At 50.5% G+C, this 25,017-nt stretch carries 17 protein-coding genes and 1 other annotated feature; of the genes, 4 read left to right on the top strand and 13 right to left on the bottom strand.

The window, feature by feature from the left end; all coding sequences use genetic code 11:
- Positions 1 to 44: 44 nt before the first annotated feature.
- The 10 genes from ACR9FF_RS09175 to ACR9FF_RS09130 form a co-directional block, all read right to left on the bottom strand.
- The gene (locus tag ACR9FF_RS09175; protein WP_435170517.1) at positions 45 to 1,376 is read right to left on the bottom strand and encodes an ABC transporter substrate-binding protein; all 1,332 of its coding nucleotides are present in this window, start codon (positions 1,374 to 1,376) and stop codon (positions 45 to 47) included.
- 94 nt (positions 1,377 to 1,470) lie between these two features.
- Positions 1,471 to 2,238 (bottom strand): response regulator transcription factor, encoded by a 768-nt coding sequence (locus tag ACR9FF_RS09170; protein WP_435170515.1) that lies wholly within the window; start codon positions 2,236 to 2,238, stop codon positions 1,471 to 1,473.
- Positions 2,216 to 4,027 carry a cache domain-containing sensor histidine kinase gene (locus ACR9FF_RS09165; protein ID WP_435170513.1) on the bottom strand — a complete coding sequence of 604 codons (1,812 nt, stop codon included), beginning with the start codon at positions 4,025 to 4,027 and terminating at the stop codon, positions 2,216 to 2,218. The genes ACR9FF_RS09170 and ACR9FF_RS09165 overlap by 23 nt, the downstream gene beginning before the upstream one ends.
- A gap of 122 nt (positions 4,028 to 4,149) precedes the next feature.
- On the bottom strand, positions 4,150 to 4,701 hold the full coding sequence (locus tag ACR9FF_RS09160) for a hypothetical protein (protein WP_127498235.1): 552 nt from the start codon (positions 4,699 to 4,701) through the stop codon (positions 4,150 to 4,152).
- A 94-nt stretch (positions 4,702 to 4,795) separates the two neighbouring features.
- Complete coding sequence (locus tag ACR9FF_RS09155) at positions 4,796 to 7,147, bottom strand: glycoside hydrolase family 95 protein (protein ID WP_435170511.1); 2,352 nt, start codon at positions 7,145 to 7,147, stop codon at positions 4,796 to 4,798.
- Between the two features lie 70 nt (positions 7,148 to 7,217).
- Positions 7,218 to 8,945: an ABC transporter substrate-binding protein gene (locus tag ACR9FF_RS09150; RefSeq protein ID WP_435170509.1), complete on the bottom strand. Its 1,728-nt coding sequence runs from the start codon at positions 8,943 to 8,945 to the stop codon at positions 7,218 to 7,220.
- A gap of 79 nt (positions 8,946 to 9,024) precedes the next feature.
- On the bottom strand, positions 9,025 to 9,933 hold the full coding sequence (locus tag ACR9FF_RS09145) for a carbohydrate ABC transporter permease (RefSeq protein ID WP_201004531.1): 909 nt from the start codon (positions 9,931 to 9,933) through the stop codon (positions 9,025 to 9,027).
- A gap of 15 nt (positions 9,934 to 9,948) precedes the next feature.
- Entirely contained in the window at positions 9,949 to 10,905 is a 957-nt protein-coding gene (locus tag ACR9FF_RS09140) for an ABC transporter permease (RefSeq protein WP_201004529.1), read from the bottom strand.
- Between the two features lie 159 nt (positions 10,906 to 11,064).
- On the bottom strand, positions 11,065 to 12,588 hold the full coding sequence (locus tag ACR9FF_RS09135) for a response regulator transcription factor (RefSeq protein ID WP_435170506.1): 1,524 nt from the start codon (positions 12,586 to 12,588) through the stop codon (positions 11,065 to 11,067).
- The gene (locus ACR9FF_RS09130; RefSeq protein ID WP_435170503.1) at positions 12,581 to 14,368 is read right to left on the bottom strand and encodes a sensor histidine kinase; all 1,788 of its coding nucleotides are present in this window, start codon (positions 14,366 to 14,368) and stop codon (positions 12,581 to 12,583) included. Before ACR9FF_RS09130 ends, ACR9FF_RS09135 begins: the two co-directional genes overlap by 8 nt.
- A 280-nt stretch (positions 14,369 to 14,648) precedes the next feature.
- Here ACR9FF_RS09130 and ACR9FF_RS09125 point away from each other — a divergent pair, with 280 nt between their 5' ends.
- Positions 14,649 to 17,360 carry a glycoside hydrolase family 3 C-terminal domain-containing protein gene (locus tag ACR9FF_RS09125; RefSeq protein ID WP_435172074.1) on the top strand — a complete coding sequence of 904 codons (2,712 nt, stop codon included), beginning with the start codon at positions 14,649 to 14,651 and terminating at the stop codon, positions 17,358 to 17,360.
- A gap of 141 nt (positions 17,361 to 17,501) precedes the next feature.
- Here ACR9FF_RS09125 and yicI read toward each other — a convergent pair whose 3' ends face one another.
- Complete coding sequence (yicI, locus tag ACR9FF_RS09120) at positions 17,502 to 19,817, bottom strand: alpha-xylosidase (protein ID WP_435170501.1); 2,316 nt, start codon at positions 19,815 to 19,817, stop codon at positions 17,502 to 17,504.
- A gap of 365 nt (positions 19,818 to 20,182) precedes the next feature.
- On the opposite strand from yicI, the gene ACR9FF_RS09115 reads away from it, so the two are divergent.
- The 3 genes from ACR9FF_RS09115 (at position 20,183) to ACR9FF_RS09105 (ending at position 22,736) form a co-directional block, all read left to right on the top strand.
- Positions 20,183 to 21,067, top strand: a complete 885-nt coding sequence (locus ACR9FF_RS09115) for an AraC family transcriptional regulator (protein WP_435170499.1) — start codon at positions 20,183 to 20,185, stop codon at positions 21,065 to 21,067.
- Positions 21,068 to 21,489: 422 nt separating this feature from the next.
- Positions 21,490 to 22,122 (top strand): pyridoxamine 5'-phosphate oxidase family protein, encoded by a 633-nt coding sequence (locus ACR9FF_RS09110; RefSeq protein ID WP_435172072.1) that lies wholly within the window; start codon positions 21,490 to 21,492, stop codon positions 22,120 to 22,122.
- 20 nt (positions 22,123 to 22,142) lie between these two features.
- Positions 22,143 to 22,736: a YdeI/OmpD-associated family protein gene (locus ACR9FF_RS09105; protein ID WP_435170497.1), complete on the top strand. Its 594-nt coding sequence runs from the start codon at positions 22,143 to 22,145 to the stop codon at positions 22,734 to 22,736.
- Between the two features lie 55 nt (positions 22,737 to 22,791).
- On the opposite strand, the gene ACR9FF_RS09100 is transcribed toward ACR9FF_RS09105, so the two are convergent.
- Positions 22,792 to 23,787, bottom strand: coding sequence for a tryptophan--tRNA ligase (locus tag ACR9FF_RS09100; RefSeq protein WP_435170495.1), 996 nt, complete (start codon positions 23,785 to 23,787; stop codon positions 22,792 to 22,794).
- A gap of 50 nt (positions 23,788 to 23,837) precedes the next feature.
- Positions 23,838 to 24,095: a binding site (T-box leader), on the bottom strand.
- 55 nt (positions 24,096 to 24,150) lie between these two features.
- The gene (locus ACR9FF_RS09095) at positions 24,151 to 24,984 is read right to left on the bottom strand and encodes a nucleotidyltransferase domain-containing protein (RefSeq protein WP_435170493.1); all 834 of its coding nucleotides are present in this window, start codon (positions 24,982 to 24,984) and stop codon (positions 24,151 to 24,153) included.
- Positions 24,985 to 25,017: the final 33 nt, after the last annotated feature.

The raw sequence follows: 25,017 nt of genomic DNA, 5'->3' as shown, positions 1-25,017 counted from the left end.
GGGGAATCCTTCTTCTCTCTTGGGGGCTGAAAAGCTATATTCGGTTACTTGATATATTCCTGATGGCGTTTGGCCATATTTTTGAGTGTGGTATCAAGATCCTGCTCGTTCAGGAAGAATTTCTCGTACTCTTCCTTCCGCGCATCCAAAGCCTGCTGCGGAACGCTGAGCTGGAACGAAGGGAACTGGCCAAATACGACTTTGTTCATTGATTCGGTATCGTACTTGTCTTCTACGCCTTTAAGCAGCAGATCCATCGCTTGTTTGTTGTCCACGCTCTTCGAGGACGGGATTCGTCCGCCGCTTGCCATCGGCAGCATGCCTCCGTCCGCATACCATTTCGCAAACTTCCAGGCAGCGTCCTGATGCTTGGATTTCGCGTTTACAGAAAGCACGTCGCCTAGACCGCCCGGATATTTGTAATCCTTCTGGTCCGCCGTTACTTTAGGGATCGTTGCGAACGCGATTTTGAAGTCATGAGGGAAATTGGTCAGGTCATTCGCGTTACGGAAAATAAATTCGCCTGCCGACAGCATCGCTGCCTCGCCTTTCAGAAACATCGTGTCTACCGGCATCTTGCTCGTTACCTGCTCGCCGTATTCCGGCGTCGATTTGTCTACGAACATCATGTCATGCACCGTTTGAAGCTGCTTTTTCCACAAATCGTTATCGAAGTTGGAAGTCCCGTCCGGCTTCGTTACGCCAAGTCCGGCAATCGTTCCGTCGATTGTAGCGGTAAAGGCGGCGTCATGCTGAAGAAGTCCGTATACCTTGTCTGATTTCAATTTGTTCGCGTACTCTCTCAGATCATCCCAAGTCCAGTCCACAGCAGGGATTGGCAGTCCGGCTGCGTCCAGCATATCTTTGTTCAGCCAGATAAACGCCATATTTTTCTTTGTTGGAATGCCGTAATATTTGTCTCCGATTTTCCATTGCGCGGCATCCGGACCCATTTGGTCATCGATGTTATAGTCGGTTTTACTGCTAAGATCCAAGGCTACGCCGGCGTCAACGCGCTTCTGCAAGCGGGTGAGCGTGTAGTTGATGTAGAGGTCTGCATCCTGTCCGGTCATAAGCGCCGTGTCAAGCTTCAGGTTGCCCGGATCATCGTTGACGTAGCGGATATATTCGACCTGAATATCCGGATTTTCCTTATTCCAGTTGTCAATGACGGCCTTAGGGCCCGCTTCCGCGGGAACGGCTCCCCACAGGGTAAGCTTTACTTTTTCACCGGGTTTGCCTGCCGGAGATTCGCTTGCCGTTCCGGGGCTTGCACCTGTATTTCCGTTATTGCCGCCGTTGCTTCCGCATGCCCCAAGAATCGTGGCAGCCAAGGTCGTAATCAGTACTGTCTTTAACCAGCCTTTTCTTTTCATTCGTCTTCCCCCTCCTGAAGATGTCCTGCCTGTTTGCTACGTCTTTAACTTTATCACCTGCCCGGCAATTGGGGGATGAACAGCGTTTGGGGAATCATAGAACGAATTTTTGTTCTTTGCGGTATTCGTTTGGAGTGACGCCGCACCAGCGTTTGAAAATTTTAATGAAGTAGTTGTCATTCTCGAAGCCTACGGTTCGGCCTATATCGCTGACAGTCCGTTCGGTCTCTGCAAGCAGCATTTTCGCTGCCGCAACGCGGCGGTTCTGGATATAATGCGTTAAGGTGGAGCCCGTCTTCTTCTTGAACAAATCGCTGACGTAGCTTGCATCCATGCGGATCAAATCAGCGAGACTCTTCAAGGTGATATCCTCGGCGAAATGCTCTTCAATATAGGCAATAATGCGGTTCATCTCCGGATGATCGGTTGGCTCCTGCGCCGTCTTCTCCGGAAACCACTTGTCTGCCTTGCGCAGCTTCTCCATTCTCGCAAGCTCGGCGGCTACCTTCTCCATCGCCTGCCTTAAGCCTGCCAAATCCAAAGACAGCTTCATCAAGTACCCCGAAGCTCCATATTCTACGGCCTGACGGGCATATTCGAATTCGCTGACGGCCGTAAGCATAACAAACCGGCATTCGAACCCTTCCTCCCTGGCAAGCTGCAAGAGCCGTATGCCGTCCATCACCGGCATAAAAATATCGGATATCACGACATCGGGCTGAAGCTCCCGGATCATCAGCAGCCCTTCTTCGCCATCTGCCGCTTCACCAACAATCTCAAACGGAATATCCGCCTTCGCGAATAACTTGCGCAAGCTTGCTCTTGCATGCTGCTCATCCTCAACGATTAATGTCCGCCACATGGGTAAGTCCCTCCTCCGCATAAGGTTTGGATAACAGCAGCGGGCAATACATCGTCACCCGCGTTCCTTCTTCCGACGATTCCAGCTGAAGTCCCGAAGGCTGATTTTTGAACAAAAGCTCCAAACTTTCCCGCAGGTTCTGGATACCGATGCTTTTCCGTTTACGCGGGGATTGCCTATTCTTCGCCTTCTCGATACCCACTCCGTTATCGATCACTTCCAGAATAAGCTGCTTGCCCCGGCTAGCTGCCCTTATAATGATGCGCCCTTCCCGCTGGGATTGTCCAAATCCGTGCAGCAGCGAATTTTCAACAAGCGGCTGCAGACTGAACTTCGGAATCAGCGCGAATTCAAGCTCGCCCTCTACCTCATAGTGAACCTCAATGCCATGTCCAAACCGCTTCCGCTGAATGTCCATATAAGATTCAATAAGGATGATCTCTTCTTTGAGAAGAATAAGGTCAGCCTCCGTATTTAGCGTCGTTTCCAGTATCTTTCCAAGCGCTACGCAAATATCGTAAATATCGTCCTCGTCCTTATCCAAGGCTATGCTTTTGATCGTATTAAGCGTGTTCAGCAGAAAATGGGGATTCATCTGCCCCAGCAGCACCTGGAACCGGACAAACTGCTTCTGCCGCTCCTCCAGCTTTAATCTTTCCAAAAGACCGTTAATGTCGGCGATCATCGAGTTGAAGCTTCGGGTTAAGGCCAGAATTTCGCCCCTTCCCTGCTCCGGCAGCTTGGCCTTCAGATTGGATTTGACCGTTGTTTCCATCTTTCGCTGAAGCAGCTTCAGCGGTCCGGTAACCGTGGAGGAGATCAAGTAAATCATCAACATAAACAAGATCAGAATGGCGATATAGAGGGCAAAGGAACGCTTCTTCTGCTTGTCCACCTCGTTAAACAGCAGCGATAGAGGAACCTTTTTAACAAGATAACCGTTCAGCTCCTGAACATGGCTATACGTATACATCATCTGGTTATTCAATATTGAGGTGGAGGAAGCATCATTCTCCCCGTTCAAGCCGGCTGACGCGATGGACGCGGCAACGGCTGGCGGCACGCTTTCTTCAGTAGAGGATTGAAGGATGGTATTCCCCCCGGCATCAAGCAGGAAATAAGCCCCTTCCCCGCTGCTGCCCTGCGTTTTCTCCGCAAACCATGCTTCGTAATCAATACTGAACCGCCCGTAAGCAAAAGGCTTTAGCCCGTCGTCCCTGAGCACTTCAAAAAGGCTGAGCATCCGGTTGCCCTTTACCTCCCGTATTTCGGTGGATTGATCATTCGTGCGCCAAATATACCGCTGACCGCCTTCCCGCTTCAGCTCCCGAACCCAGGCCTCCGAGCTGATCTCCTCGTAATTTAAGGAATTCTCCGGCGTATAGGAGGTGTAAGCGTTTCCTTTTAAGTCGATCAAGGTGTAGTAAACCGTAGCACCGGTAAGGAAAAAGCTGTTTTCGATACCCGCAAACTTATTTTCAACGATTTTTTTGCGGTTGATGGCATCGTATTGCTCCGGCTTTTGCATGACCTGACGAAGAACGGAATCCTGCTCGAGCAGCATTCCCGTCTTCATGACAAGGCTCATCAGGTCAACAAGATCGGTCTTAAGCCCTTCAAGCTGTTCGATGTTTTTGTCGGATGCATTCCGCTGGAGCAGCTCTTCCGTCTCCCGGAAATTGTATAGGAATAGCAGCGCGATAGGAACAAGAAGGAAGATCAGGAGGGACAGCAAGATCCGGTTTTTAAACGTAGCCGGCGTTAACAAGCGGAATAATCGGGTGAACATTGGCGCTCAGTCCTTCACTTGGATGTATACCTCTCAATTTACTTGACGGATACGCCCGTCCGCAAGAAAAAAAACAAAAGCGGCTGTACACGGTTTCCCGCACAGCCGCTTCGGACAGTAACTTATTTCTTCCTGCTTCTTCTCTTTTTAGCCGTTGAGAATTGGATGTGGACTCCGTCGATTTCGTTCAAGAGAACATTGCGGAACACAAAGGCCGCTACGTTATTATAGTTCCCGTAGAAGTCGGAAAGGTCATCATTATAGAACTGGACGACCTTAATCCGGAATACCGGATAAACGTAGGTGCTGCCGAATATCGATCGAAGGGCGACAAACTGGAAGATCCGGTTTGTGCGAAATGCAATCCGGTACAGTCCCGCGATCTCTCTCGCCGTCAAGATACGCGCAATCGGGCTAATTGCTTTCCCGCCGCTGATGACTTTTACGCGAATGCCGATGTCGCCGATAACTTTGTCCGAAGCGATTAGGGTCGCCAGCGCTTTTGCTTTCTTAATCCCTTTTACAAACAGCTTAACCTCGAATTGACCGTCCCCATGATCCTCCAGCGAGCCAACCCTTACAAGCGGGTCTTTGCCAACCGAATATTTGATCTCATTAAAATACGTAAATTCCGGCGGAGATAAACTGATTCTTGCCTTCTTGCCGTTTGACATGATGAATCTCCTCTCTCCTATGACGATTACTAGTATCCTATTTTTAGAGAGAGGAGACGGTTACCGCATTCAACCACGCGGGACAACTTTTTTTCTATTCTGCGTCCGAATAAACGTAATACGTACAGCCTTGCTCCGCTTGAAAACCGCCGTCGCTAAGAGCAACAGCCGTCCCTTTCTCATCCTCCACGCGGATAAAGCCGGCATAGCGAACCTTGCAAACGCCGTTTATTCTTGCTTCAATGGCAGCCCGCTTCAGCGTTCCATTCGCCCATTCCACATCAACCACATATCCGCCTCTTGCCTTCAAGCCGCTGATCCGGCCATTTGTCCACGATGCGGGCAGCGCAGGCAGCAGGTCGATCGTACCTAGATGAGTTTGGAGCAGAAGCTCAGCAATACCCGCGCTTCCGCCGAAGTTCCCGTCGATCTGGAATGGCGGATGAGCGTCCAGCAGATTCGGGTAAGTGGATCGCGCAAGCAAGGTCTGCACGGCACCGTAGGCCTGCTTCTCATCCTTCAAGCGGGCAAACAGATTCAGCAGCCAAGCGCAGCTCCAGCCGGTGTGCCCGCCTCCGTTAGCCAGCCTGCGATCAAGCGTTGCGACAACCGCTTCCAGCAGCTCCGGCGTCTTTTCGTTAATTTCTTTGCCCGGATAAACCCCGTACAGATGCGAAACATGGCGATGCCCCGGCTCGCTTTCTTCGAAATCCTCATACCATTCCTGAAGCTGGCCATGACGGCCAATCTTGTAAGCAGGAAGACGATCCAGAGACGCAAGGAGTTCATCACGGAACTCCGTTTCTTCCACGCCAAGTACGTCAATAGCTTCCAGACAGTTCTGGAATAGATCTCGTATGATGGCCATATCCATGGTCGAACCATACGAAACGCTGCATGGCTCCCCATCGCTCGTCAGGAACTTGTTCTCCGGCGAGGTAGACGGATTCGTAACCAAATCGCCGTTTGGTCCTTCGATCAGCCAATCCAGGCAGAATAAAGCCGCTCCTTTGAGCAGCGGATATGCTTTCTCGCCCAGAAAATCCTTATCCAGGTTATATAGGTAGCTCTCCCATACCTGACGGACAAGCCATGCACCGCCAAGCGGCCAGAATGCCCAGCTGGCGCTTCCGCCGGTTGGCGTCGTCATGCGCCAGATGTCCACATTATGATGGGCGGTCCAGCCTCTACTGCCGTAATGAATTCTCGCTGTACGCGAACCGGCTTCGCTCATTTCCTTAAGCATGGTGAAGAGCGGCTCGTGGCATTCGCTGAGGTTGCATACTTCCGCTGGCCAGTAATTCATCTGCGTATTGATGTTAATCGTGTAATCGCTATGCCAAGGCGGCGATACGTGATGATTCCAGATTCCCTGAAGATTCGCGGGCTGGGTACCCGGCCTCGAGCTTCCCATCAGAAGGTAACGTCCGAAATGGAAATAGAGCGCCTCCAAATGAGAGTCCTGCTTGGCCGTTTGATAGTCCGCAAGCCTGCGGTCGGTTGGCTTGTCGGAACCGTCCGTTTCATCATCTAAAGAGAAGGAAACACGGTCGAACAACAGCCGGTGATCTTCGGCATGACGGCTGCGCAGCGCTTCGAATCCGAGCGCCGCAGCCTTTTCCAACCGACTGGAGCAGCGTGCCGAGCAAGCTTCTTGATCCGGCGACCGGCCGTACCCGGCAAAGCCCGTTTCGGCAGTCAAATAAATATGAAGGTAAGCCGCATTCCGGACCTCAAGCCCCTTCTCTCCGTTCTTCACCGTTCCATCGGTCTCCACCTTCACCCGGATCTCGAACGGCAGGCCAAGCCCCTCCTCATAGAGGACATCCATAGGATGATCTTTATGATAATTGCCGGCCACGTGGCTTGGTGCTTGTCCAATCAAATGAAGCTGTCCTTCCGCCGTTTCCTCTAACCGGTACCGCAGCAAGGAATCCACAACGATATCGCGGTTTAAAGTTCCGCCTGCAGCTTCATAACGGACGACAAGCGTTTGGTCCGGTACGCTCACGAAATATTGGGAGCTTACCGTAAGGGCGCCATCCCGGTAGCTGGCTGCGGCAATCCCTTCATTCAGATGCAGTTCCCGTTTGTATTGCGATACGGCGGATTCCCGGTCTTCTCTGCGCACGATCGAAAGACCGCCAAGCGGCAAGTAAGGCTCGACATCCCGACCTTGCATGGTGGATTCAATCAGCCTTTCGGCTTCCGTGTATTTCCCGGAAAATATAAGCTGCCGAGCCTTGGCCAGATAACGCTGGGCTTCATAATTAATCGGGTCCCGCGGAAAACCGGCCCATAAAGTATCCTCATTCAGCAATATTTGATCGGTTTCCGTTCCCGCGAATACCATTCCGCCAATCCGGCCGTTGCCGATTGGCAAGGCTTCTTCCCATACCGATGCCGGCTGCTCATACCAAAGCTTCCAATCCCGTACTTTCCCCATCGCGCATCCTCCGTCTCCCTAAGCCAAAGAGAGCCCGAATCATTCGGGCTCCCTAATCATTAATTGCGTATTATTCGCTCCACAGCTCTACGCGAGCTTTAACCAAATCTTCGCGGATCTTTTCTGCTTTCTCAACATCAGCTTTGAGAAGCTCTTGTTGGTAGGTATCCCAAATTTTATCAAAGTCAGCCGGTTTAGCCAAGATTGCTTCAGGGATACGTTTCCAAGTGATATCTTGCAGTTTCTTCTCGATCACAACCGCTTCGCTGTCGCCAGGAACCGGGATGTTCCAAGCTGCTCCCCAAGGCTTAACTTTGAACTCTTCTTCTTTAGGGAATAGATCTTTCCAAGTCGTTGCACCGTAAGCTTTCAGCGTTTCCTTCTCTACATCGTTAAAGCCGGCAACGATTTGTTCAGGGAAGTTCGTTGTGTAATAGTTGCCGCTTGGATCCTTCACGCCGTCACCGTAGTGGCCGCTAAGCAGGTTGTAGAGACCGATGCCGGTTTCTTTCGTAAAGTTCGTTGCATCATTGATTTTACGTTTGTTTACTTCTTCCGGAATTACGCGTTTGCCGTCAACTACATTGTACTGCTTGCCTTCGATACCCCAGTTCATAAGAACTTGACCTTCATCGGAAGCCAGATAGTCAAGGAATTTGATTGTACGAACCGGATCCGGATTATCCTTGGAGATCGCTACGCCGGTGCCAGCCATATAGCCTGTTGGCCAGAACGAAGTATCTTTGTACTCTTCAGACAACGTAACCGGATAATGGCCGTAGCCTTGATCGAATTTACCTGCTGCTTTCAAAGCCTTCTCGCCGTCGCCATAATCCCAGTCCTGGTCAATCAAGCCAAGAACGCGGCCGGAAGCGATTTTCGCTTTATATTGATCATACTTTTGGACGAAGCTTTCAGGATCCAGGAGACCTTCCGCATTCATATGGTTCAGCCATTTGAAGTATTCCTTCTCCTCCGGACGGCGGTAGTGATACGTAACTTTTTGCGTATCAATATCGATATAGAATTCGCCGTCATCTGATCCGCCCGTTGTAAGGAATGCCGGATTCGTTACAGATATAAACATATGCCAGTCGTCAGCATTCAGCGACAGCCCGATATTCGGGTTGCCATTTTCATCTTTTGGATGCTTGGCAAGGTAATCTTTGATTGCTTTCTCATAATCCGCTACCGTACGGATTTGCGGGTAGCCCAGCTCTTTCACAACGCGGTGCTGCAGCTCAAAGCCACCACCTGCGTTGAAGTATTGCTGACCGACGGCTGCATAGGTTGGAATAACGTAAATCGCATGGTCATCATTGCTGTAACGAAGACGGCTCATTTGGCCTTCATACAGCTTTTTAAGGTGAGGTGCGTATTTATCAATCAGATCTGTCAAATCGATAACGGCGCCGGCATCAACAAATTTGCTGATACTGCCTTTTGCGCTAATGAGGTCAGGGTACTCGCCGCTTGCCGCAATCAGGGACGACTTCTGAACCGCATCGCCTACCGCGAATTCCGCATCAAGGGTAATTCCTGTTTTCTCTGTAAGGGTTTTGCCGATTTCGTCTTGCATGTTCGCCCAGTTAGGCGATGGATCTTCGCTGTAAAAAGTCAATGTGAGCGGTGAAGTATCTTCCGGAGCAGCCGACTCCGTATTTGTTGCATTGCCGCCAGTATTCGCGCTGCTGCCGCTATTTTTTTCATCATTGTTATTGCTGCCACAGCCCGCCAGCAAACCGGCAACTAACGTAGTAGACAATGCAAGGCTTGACCATTTGCTGATTTGATTCATGTAATAACCCTCCTATATATTTATGAGAACCATATCGTATTAACGGGTTTCCCCAAGAATACCGCTTCTAACCATCTGATCAGCCTTTTACGGCGCCTAATGTCATGCCTTTGACGAAGTATCTCTGCAAGAAAGGATAAACAACCAGGATGGGTACCGTTACTACGATCGTAATCGCCATTTTTACGGATTCCGGGGAAACCGACGACATCATTTGCGTCATGTTCGTGTTATGGATATCCACGTTATTGCCGGAAGTCGTACTTTGCAGTACCTTCATCAGCTCGAACTGCAGCGTAGTGAGCGATTCCTTGGAGCCGTTGTAGAGATAAGTATCAAACCAGGAATTCCATTGGCCAACGGCAAGGAACAGAGCGATTGTCGCAAGCGCCGGCTTTGCCATCGGAAGAATAATGCGCCAGTAGATCGTAAAGTCATTCGCGCCGTCGAGCTTGGCCGACTCTTGCAGCGCATAGGGAATGCCGTCCATAAAGGAGCGGATGACGAATACGTTAAACGCGCTTACGAGACCGGGAAGAATGTAAACCCAGAACGTTCCCATCATGTGCAAGTCGCGGATCAGGAAGTAAACCGGAATCAACCCGCCCGATACATACATAGTCAGCGCCAGGAAGACGGATACGAACTTGCGTCCTTGGAAATCCGGCCGGCTCAGCGTGAACGCGAGCATCGAAGCGCTGATCAAACCTACGACTGTGCCGGCTACCGTACGCAATACGGAGATTTTGAAGCCGGTAATCAAGCCGCCGAAGGAGAAGATTACTTTATAGTTTTCAGTCGTAAAGTCACGCGGGAAAATCGTAATCCCGCCCCTTACACTGTCTACGGAATCGTTAAACGAAAGAGCAAGCACGTTCAGGAACGGATACAAAGTGATGATCATTACGAAGATAACGAATACGTATACGAACACGCTCAGAAGCCGGTCTGACAGAGGCGCGCCGCCCAGCATTTTTTTTGATGTCATGGCTCAACCTCCTCCTTACATGATGCTTTCTTTCGTAATTTTCTTAAACAGCCCGTTTGCCATAAACAGAAGAATAATACTAACAACCGAGTTGAAAATATTAACCGCCGTACCAAACGAGTACCGGCTCATCTGCAAGCCGTATTCAAGCGCATACAAATCAAGGACTTGAGAATAGTCGCGAACAAGATTGTTCCCGAGCAGGAACTGTTTCTCGAAGCCGATCTGGATCAAGTGACCGATCGACATAATGAGCAGGATAACAATCGTCGAACGAATGCCCGGCAGCGTAATGTGCCAAATCTGGCGAATACGGTTCGCTCCGTCTACTTTCGCCGCCTCATACATCTCTTGACTGATGCCCGCAATAGCCGCCAGATAAATGATGGTGTTCCAGCCCATCTCTTTCCATACATCGGAGATGGTTACAATGCCCCAGAAATAATGCGGCTTCGCCAGGAACTGAATCGGCGTATCGATAATGCCAAGCCACATCAGAATTTCGTTTACCGTACCGTGGTCGGCCGAGAGCATCTTGGATACGATACCCGCAACGACAACCCAGGATACAAAGTGAGGCAGATACGATACGGTTTGGGCAAACCGTTTGAAGGCCATGCTGCGGACTTCATTAAGCAGAACCGCGAAGATGATCGGTACCGCAAAGCCTGCAATAATCCCCATAAAGCTCATCGCCAGCGTATTTCTCATAACAAGATAGAACGTATCATCCTGGAACAGCATTTTGAATTGATCGAAGCCTACCCAGTCCTGCTCCCAGAACGATTTGGCCGGCTTGAATTTCTGGAAGGCCATTGTCCAGCCCCAGAGCGGATAATAACTAAATACAAACACCCAGATTATGAAAGGCAGCGACATCATGTATAAGTATTTATTACGCATAGCTGTTTTCCAAAAGTTTCTCTCTCTTTTTCGCGTCTGCTGCTGAACGCTAGTTGTGACCGCTTTCATCGTTATCCCTCCTGCCTTATGCATTCATGATAACGGATACATGGCAGCTCTCGGTACCCAAAGGATTTGGCATAAAATCATATAAAAATTAGTGTAAGCGGATTCAACACCACAAAAAACGCATGATTTTCTCCGGGGAGAGAAAACCACGCGTTCCTGTCAGGATTCTTTCTTTCGGAAAACAGACGGCGAAGAGCCTACATACTTGCGGAATTTGCTGTGGAAATAATCGACGTTCGCATAGCCGACCATCTCCGCAACCTGGTACACCTTAAGTCCTTGCTCAAGTAATATTTTCGCTTGTTCCATCCGTACTTTATCCAGATACGTGTTGAAGTTTTCTCCGGTTACCTGCTTGAACAGCTTGCCGAGATAAGCGCTGTTATAGTTAAATAATTCGGCGAGCGTCTCCATTTTCAGGTTCTCCTTGTAATTCCGGTGAATCAAGTCGATCATGCGATTAATCTGCTTGTCCGCGGACGAGTTGTCGAGAGCGTCGGCAATCTGATCGATGATCGCCGTAACAAGTCTGGTCAGCGAGCTCATCCGGTATTCGCCGAACAACTCCGGTATTCGCTGCCGGTAATCGCGGACCGGAAGCTCCGGCCGCTTGGAGGCGAGCTTATCGAGAACGGCTGACACAAGCTCAACAAATGCCGCCTTCATCTCGGCTTCGCCAAAGCCCATCGCTTTCATCGCTTCCGCGGATTCCTCGATCTGCTGACGGATTGCCTCCCTGTTTACAATCTCGAGCGCCAGGTAAAGCTTCTCCGCCGTTCCGGTCAAATCCGGCTTGCAATCCCCACTGCCTGTCGGCAAATGCGGATCCTCCGCCATGATCTGTCCGCTCTCCAGGAAGAACCTGTTTTTCATCCGTTCAAGCGCCTTCTTATAGACAGCCGGAAGATCCGCGCAACACGCTGCCTTGCCTCCCGACACGACGGTAAAATCCGAAGCCAATCCTTCGCAGGCATCGGCGATTATCGCATGCGTTTCCCGGCGGAAGCGTTCATTGTCCAGGCCTTTGTTCAGCAGGATCAGCAAATACGGCTCCATGGCGATAGCAAGACCCGCACCCGACTGCTCCAGCCGCTCGGATAACCTGTGTTTAATCTGGGCATATCCGGCCGTTTCCTCCTCATTCCGTTCATGCGTCTTGACGAGCAGCAATTCGAACTCCTTCCAATCCGGCGAAGCGGACAGCTGAGACAGGCTTGGGCTCGCCGTTCCTTCAACAAGTAGACGCTTCAAGTCATCCTCCGCATTGCCTTGGCGTTCGTCCAAGCTTTTCCGGCGCGTCTCATACTCGAGATCCAGCTCTTTCCTCAGGGATTGCAAGTAGTCCATCAGCTCGTCCTCGTCAACGGGCTTCAGCAAATACCCGTCAATCCGCTGGACTATTGCCTGCTTGGCATATTCGAAATCCGCGTAGCCGCTTAGAATCAATACATGCATCGTGCCGCCGTTTTCGCGGATCGTTCGGATCAGCTCAAGCCCGTTCATCTCCGGCATGCGAATGTCCACGATAATGAGATCCAGCTCATGCTGTTCGCATTTCTGCAGGGCATCCTTGCCGTTGGCTGCGGTGTCAACCACTTCATAACCGAGACTCTCCCATTCCAGCAAAGTCCGGAGACCTTCCCGAATCATCGGTTCATCGTCTACAAGCAATACTTTATACATATAAATCCTCCCCAAAAGGCAAGGTGAAGGAAACCTTCGTCCCTATACCCGGTTCACTCTCGTATTGAAGCCCGTGCTCCGGTCCGTACGTCAGCTGCAGGCGTAAATGGACATTGCGCAGACCAATCCGGTTGTTTTCTGCATCCTCTGTTTCGTTCAAATGCTGGGTAAGCTTATCTATTTTCTCGCGGGACATCCCCGCTCCGTTATCGATGACTTCAACCCGGACGTAATCCCCTTCCCTTACTGCGCGAACCGTTACCATGCCGCCCTCCATCTTGTTCTCGAAGCCGTGAATCACGGCATTCTCGACAAGCGGCTGAATAATAAGCGGAGGAATCGACACTCTTTCCACAATCGGATCCACATGAAGCTCGTAGGATAAACGGTCCTCATACCTGAATTTCTGAATATCCAAATAACAGCGGACAATATCGATTTCATCGGCAAGAGGGGTAAGCCGCTGGCTGACCTCGATGCTGCGCCTCATTAGCTTGCCAAGCAGGCGGACAACCTGCGAGATCTCCTTTTCCCCTTTCAAATGGGCTTTCATCCGGATCGATTCCAGCGCGTTAAACAGGAAATGCGGATTAATCTGGCTGGCCATCATCTTCAGTTTGATTTCGTTCTGCTTGGTTTCAAGCAGGCTTTTCATCTTGTTGGATTCCTGGACTTCCTCGACGAGGCTATTAATGCTCGACACCATGGAATTGAACTGCCTGGACAGCTGTCCAATCTCATCCCTGCCGTCAATCTCCATCACGATGTCAAGCTTGCCGGTCGCAACCTTCGTAATATGCTTGCTCAAGCGGAGCATCCGCTTCGTTATAATCGTGGATACGCCTATAATCAGGAAAATGGCAATAATCAAGCTGATTGAAATAACCGTTAAGGCAAGCGAGTTAATCCGGTTGGCATCCGCTACAATCGTGTCTACCGAAAATACCGAAATAATGCGAAGCGTATTTCCGCTGGCTTCGGGTATCAAAGGCTCTATCAGGACACGCGAGGCTTGACCGTCTATATTCGCGGAGTACATTCCGCTCTTCTCTTCCACGATGCTTTGCTCGTAGTCGATTTCCTGCAGCGTTTTCCCCGCCCGGCCCATCCGGTTTGCGGCAACAATCCGGTTATTGTCGTCAACAATCATCGTCTCGAACGATTCCTGATTCAGGATGCTGTTCAGCGCCTGCATATTAAGCGTAATGACCAGGACGCCGCTTGAATGGTTGCTCGAAAAGCTTATTCCGCGCACGAGACTCAAATAACTACGCTTGTCCCGCTCGTCCTCGAGATAATACCAATTCACGCCGCTGCCGGGTTTTAATGCTTTCGTATACCAGAAGGTTTCCTTAATCGAATTGTCCGGCTGGATGAAATCCCAGTTGTTGAGCATCGTTGGATTCTCCATGTAAAACCGGATATTCGCTACTTCGTCATGCTGCTGCCTAATCTCATTGAAATCGGTATATTCCCGGTATGCTTTAACGACCTCGTAGGTCGATTCGTATTTCCGGTTCGTCACCGCCTCCAGCCGGCTGTTCTCCAGACGGTAAGCGCTGTCGTAAGCGACATTCATCAGCTCGGTCGTCCTTGCTTTGACCCGCTGCACGTTTGTATGCGTCTGCTCCATCGCGTTATCCAGCGCCATATTGCGCAGCTCGTTTGTCAGAAACACGCCAACGATCAGAATTGGGATGAATGCGACTACGATACAGGATAAGATGAGCTTTGTTCTCAGCTTTACGTTGTTGAGCAGGTGCGAGAACATCTGAAACATCTTGCAAGCCCCCCGTCACCATTACGAAAATATTTGATTGCGTTTACATTCTAGGGGTTCAACCGCTAATTGTACAGGGATTTTATCTCCAATTTGTCGGGTATGAACGGTTGCGCAGTCATGTTAGAATTTTTTGAAACCCCTTACAATTAAAGGAGCTGACTTTGTCGTGACCCAACATCCGGAAGCAAAATATCCATTTCAAAACCCCGACCTGCCGCTCGAGCAGCGCGTTAATGATTTGGTTAACCGATTCACCCTGGAAGAAAAAATCAATCTGATGTGCCAGTACCAGGACGAGATTGGCCATCTTGGCGTTAAAGCCTACAAGCACGGCACCGAAGCGGCGCATGGCATGGCCTGGCTGGGCGAAGCAACCACTTTCCCTCAGCCGATTGGACTCGCTTGTACCTGGGACAAAGACCTGCTCCGCAAGATCGGAAGCGTCATCGGCGACGAAGCACGTGGCTTCTATGCCCAGAATCCTACGCATAACGGCTTGACGTTATGGGCGCCAACCGTCGATATGGAGCGCGATCCGCGCTGGGGCCGCACCGAAGAAGCTTACGGCGAAGACCCGCATCTAACTGGCAAGCTGTCCGCCGCGCTGACGCAAGGCATTCAGGGCGACCATCCGTTTTACGTGAAAGCGGTCGCATCGCTCAAGCATTTTATCGGCAACAACAATGAAGCGGACCGCGGAGAATGCTCCGTCAGCCTGGACCCGCGCAACAAACACGAATACTACCTGAAAGCGTTCGAAATTCCGTTCAAGGAAGGCGGAGCGCTGTCGATGATGACGGCGTACAATTCGGTAAACGGCGTTCCCGCCAACATCAATCCGGATGTGAACAACATCGTTAAGCGGGATTGGGGCATGAACGGTTTTGTCGTAAGCGACGCCGGCGACGTGCTTGGCACCGTCAACGACCATCATTACGTCGACACGTACAAGGAAGCGGTAGCTCTCACGATCAAAGCCGGCGTAGACAGCATCACCGACGATCATCCGATTTCGAAGCAGGCGATCCGCGATGCGCTGGCCGAAGGAATGCTGACCGAAAATGATCTCGACATCGCGCTGCGCAATACGTTCCGAGTCCGCTTCCGCCTTGGCGAATTTGATCCGGCGGAGCGCAACCCGTATGCGGCAATCGACGAATCCGTCATCATGAAGCCGGAGCATGCCGAGCTTGCCCTTGATGCCGTACGCAAGAGCATCGTGCTGCTCAAAAACGACGGTATCCTGCCGCTATCCGCGGATAAGCTGAGCAAAGCCGCCGTTATCGGCCCACTGGCCGGCATCGTGTACCGCGACTGGTATAGCGGTCTTATGCCTTACTCCATTTCGCCGTTCGAAGGCATCCGGAAGAAAATGAACGGTACTCATCAAGCGGTAACCCTTGCAACGGGCAGCAGCCGCGTGAAGCTTAAATCGCTGAAGAACGGCAAGTACGTCACGCTTGGAAGCGACGAGAAAAACTCGCTGTCCGCAAGCTCCCAAGGTGCCGATTCTGCCGAGCTGTTCGAAACAACCGACTGGGGCTGGGACAGCCATACGCTCATCGCGGAGAACAACAAGCTCTACCTGACGACCGACGACGAGAAAATCACCGCATCGTCCGAGCATATTTGGGAATGGTTCACCAAGGAAGTATTCCACGTTCGCCCGCAGCATGACGAGAACGTCGTGACCTTCACGACCTGGAACAATCGTCCCGTAACCGTTAATGCCGAGACCGGAGCCTTGGAAGTCCAAGATGGCGATGCGATTATGGCCGAGCCATTTGCCATGGAAAAAGAAACCGACGGTCTGCAGGAAGCGATTGCTGCCGCGCGCAACAACGAAGTTGCGGTTGTTGTTGTCGGTAACCATCCGCTCATTAACGGAAAAGAGACGATTGACCGCCCTGACCTGACGCTTGCCGCTTATCAAGAAAAGCTCATTCGCGAAGTCTACGCCGTTAATCCGAATACCGTAGTTGTTGTTGTCGGCAGCTATCCGTTCGCCATGCCTTGGGTACAGGAGAATATTCCTGCGATCGTCTATCTGTCGCATGCCGGCCAAGAGCTTGGCCATGCGCTGGCAGACGTCCTCTTCGGCGATTACAATCCGGCTGGACGCGTCAACATGACCTGGTATGAGTCGGCTGACCAGCTTGGCGAATTTATGGATTACGATATTATCAAAAGCGAACGCACTTACCAGTATTTTGCCGGAAAGCCATTATATCCATTCGGACACGGTCTATCCTACAGCCGATTCCAGTACGATGCTCTCGCGCTTGAGCAGTCCGAAAATTCGATAACCGTTAGCTTCCGCATTACGAATACTAGCGAAGCAGACGGGGAAGAAGTAGTTCAGCTGTACACAAGAGCCTTGGAATCCCGCGTGAAGCGTCCGCTCAGACAGCTCCAATCGTTCGAACGCATTGCGCTTTCTGCCGGCGAATCCAGGGAAGTAAGCTTCGCGCTGGATCGTTCCGCCCTCGCTTTCTGGGATGTGACCAGAAGCAAAATGTGCGTCGAGCAAGGCAGCTATGCGTTCCTCGTTGGAGCATCCTCCGGCGATATCCGCCTGGAAGGAGCCTTGACCGTTGCCGGCGAGACGATTCCGCCACGCGATTTGTCCCAAGTTACCGGTGCCGTGAATTATGACGATTATTCCAATATCATCATCAGCGACAGTACCGAAGGCGGCGACAGCGCAGCAACAACATCGTCCGCTGCTTGGCTCCGTTACGATGACGTCCTGATCGGCGAAGAAATCTGCTTCTTCGAAGCAAGAGCCTTGTCTGCGAAAGGCGCAGCCCTGGAAATCCGCCTGGATGCTCCGGACGGTCCGCTCGTTGGCAGCCTGACGCTGCAAGCAAGCTCCGCTTGGCAGACTGTCAGCGGATCGATTGAGCGAGCAGCCGGCAAGCATCAAGTGTATCTGGTTGTTCAAGGCGAAGGCGAAACGAAGCTGAGCTGGTTCCGCTTCGGCAAATAGCTGTTTGTTAGCCCGGAGATGGGAGTAAAACTCCCTTTCCGGGCTTTTTCTATTGCCGTGCGTATCTTTGTTACGTACGAATGGGCAAACAGCCGCTTGCTCTTTGGGAGCAAGCGGCCGGTCGCCTATCATTTTACAAACTTACAGTTTTACAATGATCTTCTGACCGGAGGCTGGAACAAGCTTCAAGCCTTCGGATGTTTGCTGCGATTCAGCGCCTTCAACAGCCGCTGCCTGCGCAATACCGCGCAATACGGCCTGCCATGGCTTGCCTGTGCCATCGTAGCTGATTTCGATTGTGCTGCCTGTACGTGTAGCCGTAGCTGTTGCTTGCGGCTGGCCGTTCAGATCATGGATAACCGCTTTCGCCGTTGCGCCGTCTTCCAGCTCGAACAGGTGCAGCGTTACGTTATCCGCATAATCGTAGTCCGGCTTTTGGTTATTGCTGCCGATGGCAAGAAGCGTGTTAGGACGAACAAGCAATGGAATCGAGCTGTAGCCGTGCTGTTCTTCCACCCATTTGCCGCCTTCAACCGTCGTGCCGTCGATCAAGCTGGTCCATTTGCCCGCCGGTACGTAATATTTCGCTGTACCCTCGGTATTAAAGATTGGAGCGACAAGCAGGCTTTCGCCCAACATGTACTGGCGATCCAGATAATGAGTCGTTGGATCCTCAGGGAACTCGAGAACCATCGCGCGCATCATCGGTACGCCTTTGTCCGTTGCTTCAACCGCATGGTTGAACAGATAAGGCATCAAGCTGCTCTTAAGCTCCGTGAAGTAACGAAGCACGTCAACGGATTCTTCGTCAAAGAGCCAAGGCACGCGGTACGACTCGTTGCCGTGAAGACGGCTATGCGAGCTGAGCATGCCGAAAGCTACCCAACGCTTGTAGATATCCGGTGGAGCCGTCCGTTCGAAGCCGCTGATATCGTGGCTCCAGAAGCCAAAGCCGGACAGGCCAAGCGACAGGCCGCCGCGGAGCGATTCCGCCATGGAATCATAGTTCGCCGAGCAGTCGCCGCCCCAATGCACCGGGTACTGCTGGCCGCCAGCCGTAGCCGAACGCGCGAACAGCATCGCTTCGTTTTTGCCGCGGTTTTCTTCCAGCACTTCGAATACCGCTTTGTTGTACAGCTGCGTATAGTAATTGTGCATTTTTTGCGGATCGGAACCGTCGAAGTAAACGACATCCGTAGGGATACGCTCGCCGAAGTCCGTTTTGAAGCAGTCGACGCCCATATCCATCAGACGTTTCAAATGACCTTTGTACCATTTCACCGCATCCGGGTTCGTGAAGTCGACAAGGCCCATGCCCGCTTGCCATTTATCCCATTGCCATACGCTGCCGTCCGGTTTGCGAACGAGATAGCCATTCTCCATGCCTTCCTGGAAGAGAGGCGACTTCTGGCCGATGTAGGAGTTGATCCATACGCAAATGCGAAGACCGCGTTCTTTCAGACGGCGAAGCATGCCTTCCGGATCCGGGAACATGTCCGCATCCCACTCGAAGTTGCACCATTCGTATTCTTTCATCCAGAAGCAGTCGAAATGGAAGACATGAAGCGGAATATTGCGCTCAGCCATTCCTTCAATAAAGCTGTTAACCGTTGCTTCATCATAGTCCGTAGTAAACGACGTTGTCAGCCATAGGCCAAACGACCATGCCGGAGGCAATGCCGGTTTGCCGGTCAGCTTCGTGTAGTTGTCGAGTACATCCTTGAGCGTTTTGCCGCCTACGATGAAATACTCCAGATGCTCGCCCGGTACGCTGAAGCCAACCTTCGATACAACCTCGGAGCCAATCTCGAACGATACGCGTTCCGGATGGTTGACGAATACGCCATAACCTGCGCTGGACAGATAGAAAGGTACGTTTTTGTAAGCTTGCTCGGAGCTTGTGCCGCCGTCTTCGTTCCAGGAATCAACGACCTGGCCGTTCTTAATAAACGGAGTGAAGCGCTCGCCAAGACCGTATACTTGCTCGCCAACGCCAAGATCCAGCATTTCGCGGAAGAACGCTTTGCCTTGCTCTTGTACGTAAGCCGCAGCCTTTTGCGCTGTGCCCGTTACCTTGCGGCCGTTCTGGATGAATTCCAGGCCCCAGGTCGGCGATTTGCGGATACGTGCCTGCAGGCCGCCGCTTGTCAGGGTTGTGAATTGCTCGTCATGTTCAACGGATACGCTATGATTTGCATCCACAAGAGTTTCGAATTCAGGGCCAACTTGTTTCACGCCGGCATGGTGAACCCAGCGAACTTTAATAACATCGGGGATTGGAGAGCTGATCTCCGCTGTAAGCATCGTGCCGTTCAGCGTATCGCCTTTGATGACAACGGGCTTTGTTGCCATGTAAGCCGTCAGCTTGCCGTTCTTTTCTTTCAATTCGCGAACATCAACCGGATGCTGCATATGAACGCCTTCGCGAATTTGCCAATAACCATCGGTAAATTTCATGTTTGGGTTCCTCCTAAAATGAATTGTGAAGCAATTCATACTTCGTAAGCATTTGCTTAATAATTGCGAAGCAAATATAGCTTCGTAAGCATTTGCTTATGAATTGTGAAGCAATTCATACTTCGTAAGCATTCGCTGAATAATTGCGAAGCAATTATAGCTTCGAAAGCGTTTGCTTAATGAAACGTCATAAAAGTCTTGCCGTGCAAGGATTTCTGGGTTGTTGCTAGGTACTCAGTAGCTTCTCGTACCTTGTAAACGGTTATGATATAATAATATTGTCTTATTCTCTTTAACTCTGCCTAAATATTGCTCATTATTATCACGATTTTGACATTGTCTATTTTTCTATAGGAGTTTTGTTTATGGATAAATCATTGCTGAAAGAAGCACGCAAGCATGGTACCCCCATCTATCCGGTAAGCTTGTACGAAATCACCTGTCCGGCTGATGCTCCGTTACTCGATTTGCATTGGCATGACGAGCTTGAGCTGCTGCTCGTGACGGAAGGAACAGCCGTATTCCGTGTCGATCTGCAGGATTACGAGCTGCAGGCGGGGGAAGCGATCTTCGTTAATTCCGGCGAGCTTCATTCCGGGTATGTTGTAGGAGATAAACCATGCTCTTTCGAGGCTGTTGTGTTCCATTCCAGCTTGTTCAGCAGCGGATCCATCGATTATTTGTTCGACCGTTATATATCTCCCGTTCTTGAGGGAAGATACGAAGTACCAGCCCATTTGCGCCGGGAACCCGGCTCCGGCATGGAGCTTCTTGCCTTGCTCGAACAGTTGTTTGAGGTTCATCGTCACGAACATACCTCTTCGGAGCTTACGATAAAAGGACTACTGTTCAGCATATTCGCTAAGCTGGTCAGCCTGGGAAAACCGTCCGTACGGGTAAAGCCCGAACAGGAAGGCTTCCGGATTGAGCGGCTCAAGACGGTAATCGAATATATAGAACAGAATTATGCCGAGCCTATTCCTTTGCGGAAGCTCGCCGAGCTGGCAAGAATGAGCGAGTCGTATTTTTGCCGGTTCTTCAAACGGATGACCACAAAAAGCCCAATCGAATATATGAACAGCTACCGCGTCCAACAGGCGGCCAGCCGTCTGCGGCAATCCGATGCCAAGATCATGGAAGTCGCGCTCGACGTTGGCTTCAACAGCTTAAGCTACTTCAACACCGTGTTCCGCCAGCGCTTTGGCTGCACGCCGAGGGAATACCGAAGCCGGCTGCAGGAAAACGCGTAACTAGGACGGTGCGAATTACAAGTAGAATGCCGCACTAGCTGCGCTAGTTCAGGATCCTTCCTTAACGATGCGCGGCATCGTTAAGAGAGTACCAACCTAGCTTTTACCTAAGCTTAACGATGTGCCGCATCGTCAAGCAGCCGCTTTTCACTTCAAATAAAGCTTTTTCCGCCCATTTCAGCGTTCTTAACGATGTCCCGTATCGTTAAGAGCATTAAAAAGGTACTTATATCACGGCTTAACGATGTCCCACATCGTTAAGCCGCAGAAGAAAGGGACTGACCCGTAAGCCGCAAAGCTTTTGGTCAGTCCCTTCTATATATCTATCAAATTCCGCCCTGAAAAGTCAGCACCGCACCTCGTAACCCCTTCCAACCTATGGTAAAATAATGGAATCTCCTTGAGAGGGTGATTGCGTTTTGATAGAAATAGATCAGAGCCAGTTGATTACTTCCGAAGCCGAGCTTCGATCGTTAATCGGCTATCCGAGCGAGCTTGTCGAGCATAAGGTTATTTCCCTAATAGATGCTAACTGCCGCGATTTTATCGCCAAGTCCCCTTTTCTCGTTGTATCGACTGCGGATTCCAACGGGAATTGCGATGTCTCCCCAAGAGGCGATGCGCCTGGATTTGTTCATGTTTTGGACGATAAGCATCTCATAATTCCGGAACGTCCCGGCAATAAAAGAATAGATACCTTGCGCAACATTTTATCGAATCCGCATATCGGCATGCAGTTTTTTATTCCGGGACTTGGAGAAACTTTAAGAATAAACGGCCATGCTTACATAACGAAAGAGGAGAAGCTTTTAAAGCCGCTTTCCGTAAAAGACCGCGCGCCTCAAATCGGGATCGTCGTACAGGTCGAGGAATGCTATATGCATTGCGCGAAAGCATTTCTCCGCTCCCGGCTGTGGAAGCCCGAAACCTGGCTCGGCAAAGAGCAGCTGCCCTCCCCCGCCCGAATCATTTCGGAGCATGCCAACCTGGCTGGCTCAACCCCGGAAGTCATTGCCGCCCGGCTTGAGGATGGCTATAAGAATCGGTTGTATTAATCTTAATGTGAGGTTTTTCGATGACAAACAGTACTTTAAACCGCAAAGTTGACGGCTTTATAAACAAGTCCAAGAAGTGGAAGGAAGAATATATCAAGCTAAGAGAAATCGTGCTTGATTGCGAGCTGACCGAGGATTTCAAGTGGATGCATCCCTGCTACACGTTTGAGGGCAAAAACATTCTAATCATCCATGGCTTTAAGGAGTATTGCGCCATCCTGTTTCAAAAGGGTGCTCTGCTCAAGGACCCAAGCGGCATTCTCATCCAACAGACCGAAAACGTGCAGGCTGCTCGCCAAATCCGGTTCACGAATGTGGAGCAAATCATAGAGCTGGAAGATATCCTGAAGGCTTATATATATGAGGCTATTGAGGTAGAGAAGTCCGGTCAGGAAATTCCTTATAAAAAGCATGACGAGTATGCGGTCCCTGAAGAGCTCCAAACCAGATTCGATGACCAGCCTGCGTTTAAGGAAGCGTTTGAAGCCTTAACTCCAGGCCGGCAAAGAGCCTACCTGCTTCATTTCTCCGCTGCCAAGCAACCCAAAACGCGCGAAGCCAGAATTGAAAAATACTATCAGCAAATTCTTGACGGCAAAGGATTAAATGATTAAACCAGAAAACTCTACCACCTCATTTAAAGAGGCCGTAGAGTTTTGCTCTTATTGTCTACCTGTATCGCCCCAACCTGTATTTCACCTGCTCCAGCAGGGGTTGAGCTACCGCTCTTGCTTTCCTTGCGCCTTCTCTCAAAATATCATCGATTTGATCTCTGTCCGCCATGTATCGATTATACTTCTCCCGCGGTCCCTCCAAGAATGCGTTCATAACCTGATAAAGCTCCTGCTTGGCTTCTCCCCAGCTGATACCGCTCCGAAACCTTTCTCGCATAACCTCAATCTGTGCATCCGCGGCAAACTCTTTATAGAGCAGAAAAACATTCGAAGCCTCGGGATCTTTCGGCTCGTTCGGCGGGGTAGAATCGGTCTTGATTTTGCTTACCAGCTTCTTTAAGCTGTCGGCGGTTTCGAACAACGGAATCGTATTATTGTAGCTTTTGCTCATTTTCCGTCCATCCAGTCCCGGTATTACGGCCGTTTGCTCATCCACGATGTAATTAGGCAGCTTAAAGGTATCGCCATAAATGCGATTAAAAGCTTCAGCCAGATCCCTTGCAATCTCGACATGCTGAATTTGATCTTTGCCGACGGGAACCTGATCCGTTTGAAAAAGCAAAATATCCGCCGCCATCAGGATCGGGTACGTAAACAAGCCCATGTTCACACCGGTATCGCTGTCTGCGCCAAGCTGCTCGTTTTTATCCACGATCGCCTTATAAGCATGAGCACGATTCATAAGACCCTTTGGCGCCATGCAAGCCAGAATCCAGCTAAGCTCGAAAATTTCCGGCACGTCGGATTGGCGGTAAAATACAACCTGCTCCGGATCAAGCCCCAAAGCCAGCCAGGTTGCCGCAATCCCGTAAGATAAGTCGTTAAACTCATCCCGATTTTGAATAAACGTTAAACCGTGATAATCCGCGATAAAATACAAAGCCGTGTTATCCCGATTTTTTGCAATTTCCAGCGCCGGCTTAATAGCCGCGATGTAATTGCCGATATGCACTCTTCCTGTTGGCTTGATGCCCGTCAATACCGTGCTCATGTGTTTGCTCCCTTCTTCAACATAGAAATAAAAAAGGGGCCCTCATCCTTGGAAAGGACGAGAAACCCCGTGGTACCACCTTCATTAGCCCGATTCGCGCAAATCGGACTCGCTTTGACGTATCGACGCATGCTGGATGCTGGAATACGCGTCTCTTGTAACGACGAGACTTTCGCCAAAGCCTACTCAAATTCTTTTCGGTTTGGATGCTCAGAAGCCCACTTCGGCATAATCCCTACACTGATTCGCACCATCCATCAGCTCTCTGGAGTATTCGTTATGCGTACTCTCTTCATCATCGCAAGTTGGCATATGATTTTGTTATTCCATTTTTACAACAGAACGCATAGATTTGTCAAATACTTACTTCATAAGTTGTTCCGTTTCCTCAATGAGCTCCCGCATCAGGTTCACGGCATTCTTCAAGCGATCCGGATCTTCCGTAATGAAAGTGAAAATTTCATTCACTCTACGGGAGTAATGGCTTGGTGCGACGGCAAAAGAATCGACGATAGCGGAAGCCCCTTTTTCATTCATGAAGTAGGTTTCATTAACCGCAAAAAGCACCTGATTCAAGCATGCCACCGAACGGAAGCAGCAGCCCGCAATATAAGCTAAATCGTTTTTATAAATACCTTTATATCCATTCTCGAGAGAAAAGCCCGCCTCCCAGTAAAACCTTTGGATAATCGCTTTTTTTAATGCAGCCGGATACGGAATTGTTTTGCTTTTCAGCTTGCCTACGATTCCCGAAGGATCCCATAACACTCGGCATAGCGCAATCTCCGCCAAATAAATCGTGTTCACGAATCCATGAGGATGGCCGGGCTGATAATCCATGGCGATATTCCCGCTAATGCATTGTTCGATTACTTGCGACACTTTGTTTTGATCCCGGTAGATGAAATCGACGGGAATTTGATTGATTTTAAGCCAGCCCCCGCCATTAATCCAGGGTCCCCACTCGCCTGTTTCGGTCACTACGTCATCTCTATGCTCGTCGTCCATTCCGGCAGCAGCTTTACGAAGCCCGGTTATATCGAGACCTGCCTCGGAGTCATAGTAAATCCCAATATCGATATCCGATTCGGGGCTCTCCGTCCCTCTAGCCCTTGAACCTCCCAGAACAATTGCCGTTATGCCTCCTACTTGTTTCAGGCGGTCAACAATATTCAGAATCGTGTTATTTATGTCCATGATCCTCACCAATCTTATTAGCAATAATGTTCT

Source organism: Paenibacillus glycanilyticus, assembly GCF_051200795.1.
Taxonomy (GTDB): Bacteria; Bacillota; Bacilli; order Paenibacillales; family Paenibacillaceae; genus Pristimantibacillus; species Pristimantibacillus glycanilyticus.
This window is presented reverse-complemented; position numbering and strand designations above follow the sequence as displayed.

What these genes read in the sequence shown, in the direction of transcription:
- ACR9FF_RS09175 (WP_435170517.1), bottom strand. Translation starts at nt 1,376, where the DNA reads ATGAAAAGAAAAGGCTGGTTAAAGACAGTACTGATTACGACCTTGGCT.
- ACR9FF_RS09170 (WP_435170515.1), bottom strand. Translation starts at nt 2,238, where the DNA reads ATGTGGCGGACATTAATCGTTGAGGATGAGCAGCATGCAAGAGCAAGC.
- ACR9FF_RS09165 (WP_435170513.1), bottom strand. Translation starts at nt 4,027, where the DNA reads ATGTTCACCCGATTATTCCGCTTGTTAACGCCGGCTACGTTTAAAAAC.
- ACR9FF_RS09160 (WP_127498235.1), bottom strand. Translation starts at nt 4,701, where the DNA reads ATGTCAAACGGCAAGAAGGCAAGAATCAGTTTATCTCCGCCGGAATTT.
- ACR9FF_RS09155 (WP_435170511.1), bottom strand. Translation starts at nt 7,147, where the DNA reads ATGGGGAAAGTACGGGATTGGAAGCTTTGGTATGAGCAGCCGGCATCG.
- ACR9FF_RS09150 (WP_435170509.1), bottom strand. Translation starts at nt 8,945, where the DNA reads ATGAATCAAATCAGCAAATGGTCAAGCCTTGCATTGTCTACTACGTTA.
- ACR9FF_RS09145 (WP_201004531.1), bottom strand. Translation starts at nt 9,933, where the DNA reads ATGACATCAAAAAAAATGCTGGGCGGCGCGCCTCTGTCAGACCGGCTT.
- ACR9FF_RS09140 (WP_201004529.1), bottom strand. Translation starts at nt 10,905, where the DNA reads ATGAAAGCGGTCACAACTAGCGTTCAGCAGCAGACGCGAAAAAGAGAG.
- ACR9FF_RS09135 (WP_435170506.1), bottom strand. Translation starts at nt 12,588, where the DNA reads ATGTATAAAGTATTGCTTGTAGACGATGAACCGATGATTCGGGAAGGT.
- ACR9FF_RS09130 (WP_435170503.1), bottom strand. Translation starts at nt 14,368, where the DNA reads ATGTTTCAGATGTTCTCGCACCTGCTCAACAACGTAAAGCTGAGAACA.
- ACR9FF_RS09125 (WP_435172074.1), top strand. Translation starts at nt 14,649, where the DNA reads ATGTGCCAGTACCAGGACGAGATTGGCCATCTTGGCGTTAAAGCCTAC.
- yicI (WP_435170501.1), bottom strand. Translation starts at nt 19,817, where the DNA reads ATGAAATTTACCGATGGTTATTGGCAAATTCGCGAAGGCGTTCATATG.
- ACR9FF_RS09115 (WP_435170499.1), top strand. Translation starts at nt 20,183, where the DNA reads ATGGATAAATCATTGCTGAAAGAAGCACGCAAGCATGGTACCCCCATC.
- ACR9FF_RS09105 (WP_435170497.1), top strand. Translation starts at nt 22,143, where the DNA reads ATGACAAACAGTACTTTAAACCGCAAAGTTGACGGCTTTATAAACAAG.
- ACR9FF_RS09100 (WP_435170495.1), bottom strand. Translation starts at nt 23,787, where the DNA reads ATGAGCACGGTATTGACGGGCATCAAGCCAACAGGAAGAGTGCATATC.
- ACR9FF_RS09095 (WP_435170493.1), bottom strand. Translation starts at nt 24,984, where the DNA reads ATGGACATAAATAACACGATTCTGAATATTGTTGACCGCCTGAAACAA.